This is a genomic window from Candidatus Eisenbacteria bacterium, assembly GCA_013140805.1.
Lineage (GTDB): Bacteria > Eisenbacteria > RBG-16-71-46 > RBG-16-71-46 > RBG-16-71-46 > JABFRW01.
Window position 1 is genome coordinate 1 of the sequence record JABFRW010000056.1, and the last position, 3,981, is coordinate 3,981.

At 69.5% G+C, this 3,981-nt stretch carries 6 protein-coding genes; all 6 read right to left on the reverse strand.

Annotated features, from left to right (window positions below; all coding sequences use genetic code 11):
• On the reverse strand, window positions 1-825 hold an 825-nt coding region (locus HOP12_05470; protein NOT33605.1), incomplete at its 3' end, for an NAD(P)H-hydrate epimerase.
• A 4-nt stretch (window positions 826-829) separates the two neighbouring features.
• Window positions 830-1,738, reverse strand: coding sequence for a hypothetical protein (locus HOP12_05475; GenBank protein NOT33606.1), 909 nt, complete (start codon window positions 1,736-1,738; stop codon window positions 830-832).
• Between the two features lie 7 nt (window positions 1,739-1,745).
• Window positions 1,746-2,087 (reverse strand): hypothetical protein, encoded by a 342-nt coding sequence (locus HOP12_05480; GenBank protein ID NOT33607.1) that lies wholly within the window; start codon window positions 2,085-2,087, stop codon window positions 1,746-1,748.
• A gap of 19 nt (window positions 2,088-2,106) precedes the next feature.
• Window positions 2,107-2,820 carry an HAD-IA family hydrolase gene (locus HOP12_05485; protein ID NOT33608.1) on the reverse strand — a complete coding sequence of 238 codons (714 nt, stop codon included), beginning with the start codon at window positions 2,818-2,820 and terminating at the stop codon, window positions 2,107-2,109.
• Window positions 2,817-3,008 carry a hypothetical protein gene (locus HOP12_05490; GenBank protein ID NOT33609.1) on the reverse strand — a complete coding sequence of 64 codons (192 nt, stop codon included), beginning with the start codon at window positions 3,006-3,008 and terminating at the stop codon, window positions 2,817-2,819. The genes HOP12_05485 and HOP12_05490 overlap by 4 nt, the downstream gene beginning before the upstream one ends.
• Before the next feature lie 93 nt (window positions 3,009-3,101).
• Window positions 3,102-3,981 (reverse strand): hypothetical protein (locus HOP12_05495; GenBank protein ID NOT33610.1); only part of this gene is annotated, 880 nt, incomplete at its 5' end.

Genomic DNA, 3,981 nt, shown 5'->3' on the forward strand with positions numbered 1-3,981 from the left:
GCGCGCGGCCAGCACCGGCGCGCCGGTCAGCCCGGGCGCGCCGCCGATCACCAGCACGCGCCCCGCGCGCTTCTTGTGCGTGTCCGGGCTTCGCGTCGGCAACAGCATCGCGAGTTCGCTCGCCGTCGCGACCTCGATGCGTGACGCGCCCGGCTGCGCGATCTGGGGGGCAAGGCCGATCTCCGCTACCTCGAGCGCGCCGACGAACGCGCGGCCGGGGTAGAGCCAGTGGCCGCGTTTCGGGAATCCGAACGCCACCGTCAGGTCGGCGCGCACCGCGCGGCGCGCGATCGCGCCCGAGTCGGCGTCGACTCCGGTCGGCAGATCCACCGCCACCACACGCGTGCCGCGCTCGTCGAGTTCGCGCAGCGCCTGGACGCCGGCGGCGATCACGCCTTCGGGAGCGCCGCGCGCGCCCGTGCCGAGCATCGCGTCGACAGCGAAGTCCCACGCATCGCACGCGGCGAGCTGTCGATCGAGCGCCGCCTCATCGTCTGCGCGCTCGATCACGACACCGGCGGCGCGCGCCGCCTCGAGGCACTGCAGCGCATCGCCGCGCAGGCGCTGTGGATCGCCGAGCACCACCGCTCGCACTTTCGCACCGAGGCGTCCGAGTGCTCGCGCCGCGACCAGTCCGTCGCCGCCATTGTTGCCGGTCCCGCACAGCACCAGCACCCGCAAGGCGAGCAGCGGCCCGTAGCGTCGCTCCATCGCGGCCACCACCTGGTGGCCGGCGCGGTCCATGAGCGCAAGGCCTGTGGCATGACCGCTTTCGATCGTGGCGCGATCGATCGACCGCACCTCGTCGGCAGTGACGAGCCTCACGCGATCAGCTCGGCCACACCGAAAGTCGTACCCAGAAACGGGTCGGACCCGCCTTGGTCTTGTAGCGTTCGAATTGATAGCTCTTGAGCGCCGTCAATACCGTGGGATAGAGCGGCTCGGGCCCGTAGAGCGGCTCGGCGTAGATCACCTTGCCGTCGAGGCCGACGAGTGCGAGCACGCCGACGCTGCCGCGCTCGACCGAGGTGCGCAGATCGTCCGGGATGCGCGCGAAGATCGTCTTGACCAGCTTGGGCGGCGTGTACCCCTCCGGATTTTCCTCGTTCAGACTCAGCGTGTCGGGAAGCACCGGCGTGCTGTCGGCGAGTGCGTCGGCGAGCGAGTTCGCGAACGGATTGTCGCGGACCGCGACGGCTGAGCCGCTCGCGCCGCCGCCGCCGCCGGGCTCCGACGAGCCGATCGCGTCGCTCGCGTCGTCGAGCCGCGAGGCGACCGTGATCACGCGCAATGATTCCATCTGGACCTGGAGTCGCAGCGCCCCGAACCAGGTGCAGCGGCTGCGATTTCGGGTGGCGCTCGCACACTCGCGTCTCAGCCCACGCCGCCTCAGATCGTCCTCGAGGTAGTCGCGAGAGTGTGGCGACGGCTCGTGCATCTCGACTTCGAGGCGGGTCAGCACATCGGCCGCGAACACCAGCGTCGCCGCACTCGGCTCACCGTAGTAACGCAGCTCGGCCCCGAACGCGCTCTCGCCCGAGGCCAGGCGGTCGTTCGGCTGCGAGCGCAACTGGATCGCACCCGAGACTTGCAGCAGCGAGTCGCCGAGCCGCAACGAGGTGCCCGGGATGCGAATCCGCGCGGGCGCCGCGGCCCCCTCGGCCACTCCGAGCCCGATCGCGGCGCACAGCACGAGCGCCGCCCAGCCTCGCGCGACGTTCGAAGGGTCGCGACTCATGATCGAGTCAGCGGCCCCGACCGCGCGTCCGCGCCTCGCTGGTGAGATCGCGCACCAGGCGGCTCCGATACTCGGCGTCGCTCGTCACGCGCCGCAACAGATCGGGATCGCTCGAGAGGAATGGAAGGTCGAACAGGTCGGGGATCGCCTCCTGCTCGGCATAGATCCGCTCCTGCTCGTGACGCTGGAACTGCGCCGCTCGCTCGACGGTGTCGAACGCTTTGCCGGGCAGGAACTCTTTGTTGAACACGTCGAACACATAGACGTGGAACTGACCATCGAGCCCGGTGGTTCCCTCGGGCGCTGCATACACCTTGACCTTCGCTGCCTTCACTTTTCCTGCCGGCATGCCACCTCCGTCTGCGGGGTCAGAGCGCGCCGCCGCCCGCGGATGTCGGGGCGGTGGCGTTGAGCCGGTCGACGATCGCGACCAGCTCGAAGACGTCATTGATGTCGAAATCGGCGCCCGATTCGCGGGTGCCGAAGGTGTCGCCATAGCGTGCGAATACCGTGGTCATGCCGAGGCTCGCGGCACCGACCACGTCGCGCTCGGCCCAGTCGCCGATCATGAGCGAGGAGTGCGCCTCGGCTCCGAGCCGTCGCAGCACCTCGCGAAACGGTGCCGGGCTCGGCTTGCGCTCGCCGGTGTCGTCGAACGTGACGACCGCGTCGAACACGTGCTGGAGCGAGAGCGAGCACAACCGCAGCCACACCTGGGCCTGTGGCGCATCACTCACCACGCCCAGGCGGATCCCGCGCTTCGTGAGTTCGAGCAGCGTCATGTGCACGTGCGGGTAGAGCACCAGCGCGGATTCGCGCGCGCGCCGGTACGCCACGATGCCGGAGGCGAGGATTTTGGGATCGATGTGGCCCAGCTCACTCGTGAGCAACTGATCGAACACGCGCTGGTACTCGAGCCCCTGCTCCTGATAGATCGCGTCGATCCGGGTGCGAACGGCCTCACGCGGCAGCCGCAAACCCGCGTCGATCATGCCGTCGATCGCCGCGTTGATCGCGTCCGCCTTCATCTTCATGAAGTCGGTGAGCGTGTTGTCGAGGTCGAAGACGATCGCGCGGATCACTTGTCGGACGTGCCGATCTCCCGGCCCATGCTGATCTCACCGTTGTCGATGCGCAGGTTGTACCCGCACTTGGGGTTGTTGCACACCCACGCCTTGTAGGTAATGGGCGCGCCGTCGCGACCGTAGTCCGAGAGCGGTAGCAGCACGCCGTCCTCGCACTTGCAGCAGTCCGGAAATTGAAGCTCCATCCCGACCCCCTCCACCGTGTGCCCCGTTCCCGCGTCGAGTTCCGTTGCGAGCCGCGCTCATTCTAGGAGACGGATCGCACATGGGGAAGGGGCTCAGCCGGTGTGCGCCACTCCTCGCAGGAGGCTGCTGCGATCCTCGAACCGCCGTTCGCAGGGTCTTCCGTCGGCGTGGAAGTAGCGCCCGTTGTCGCCATCGACGAACACCAGGCTCGAGGACACGGTGACCATGCCGCCCTCGTGAACGCACACTGGAGGGAGTGCCGCCCGGCCGGAATCGCGTGCGGCGTCGCCATGGGTGCGGAGCAGGTCGCCGAGCCGCTGTTCGGCCTTCTCGACCGAACGCGGGCGGAAGTACTCGAGCTGTTCGAGCAGATGGGCGGTGCGCGGTTCCGACTCGTCGTCGAGATCCCGATGCGTGATCACGTGCCAGCCGTCCGAGATCGGCGCGACGCGCGGCGCGCGTCCGCCGTCGAGCGAGAGCACCCACGCCGATTCGGGGCTCGCCCACACCAGCGAGCACGGTGCGTAGCGCGACTCCCAGAGTGCTGCGAACGCGCGCGCCAGTGCCGAGACTCCCAGCGGGTCGCGTGTGGTCGCGCGAATCTTCGCGAGGAGGCCGCGATGCTCGGCGCTCGCGTCGAGGGCGTTCTCGAATCCTTCGGGCGCGCACGCAACGTCGAGCGCCAGCAGTCCGCGCGAACGCCGCTCCGTGGGCCCGGCGCTGGAACCGTTCGGCGATCCCGCGACCAGGCCGTTCGAGAAGCCGTTCACGGAGCTCGACTCATCGCGGCGGTTGAGCAGTGCCACGATCGCGCGACGCTCGCGCACCGCGAGCCAGGTGCCGCCCGCGCCGCGATCCCGCCCGCCCACGACGTGCGGGGCCTCGCTGAGGACTCCGGGACCCTCGCAGGGGCGCTCCGGGCGTTCGTCCCGATTCGCCCCCACGATCAGGGTGCCGGGGGCGAATCGGGAC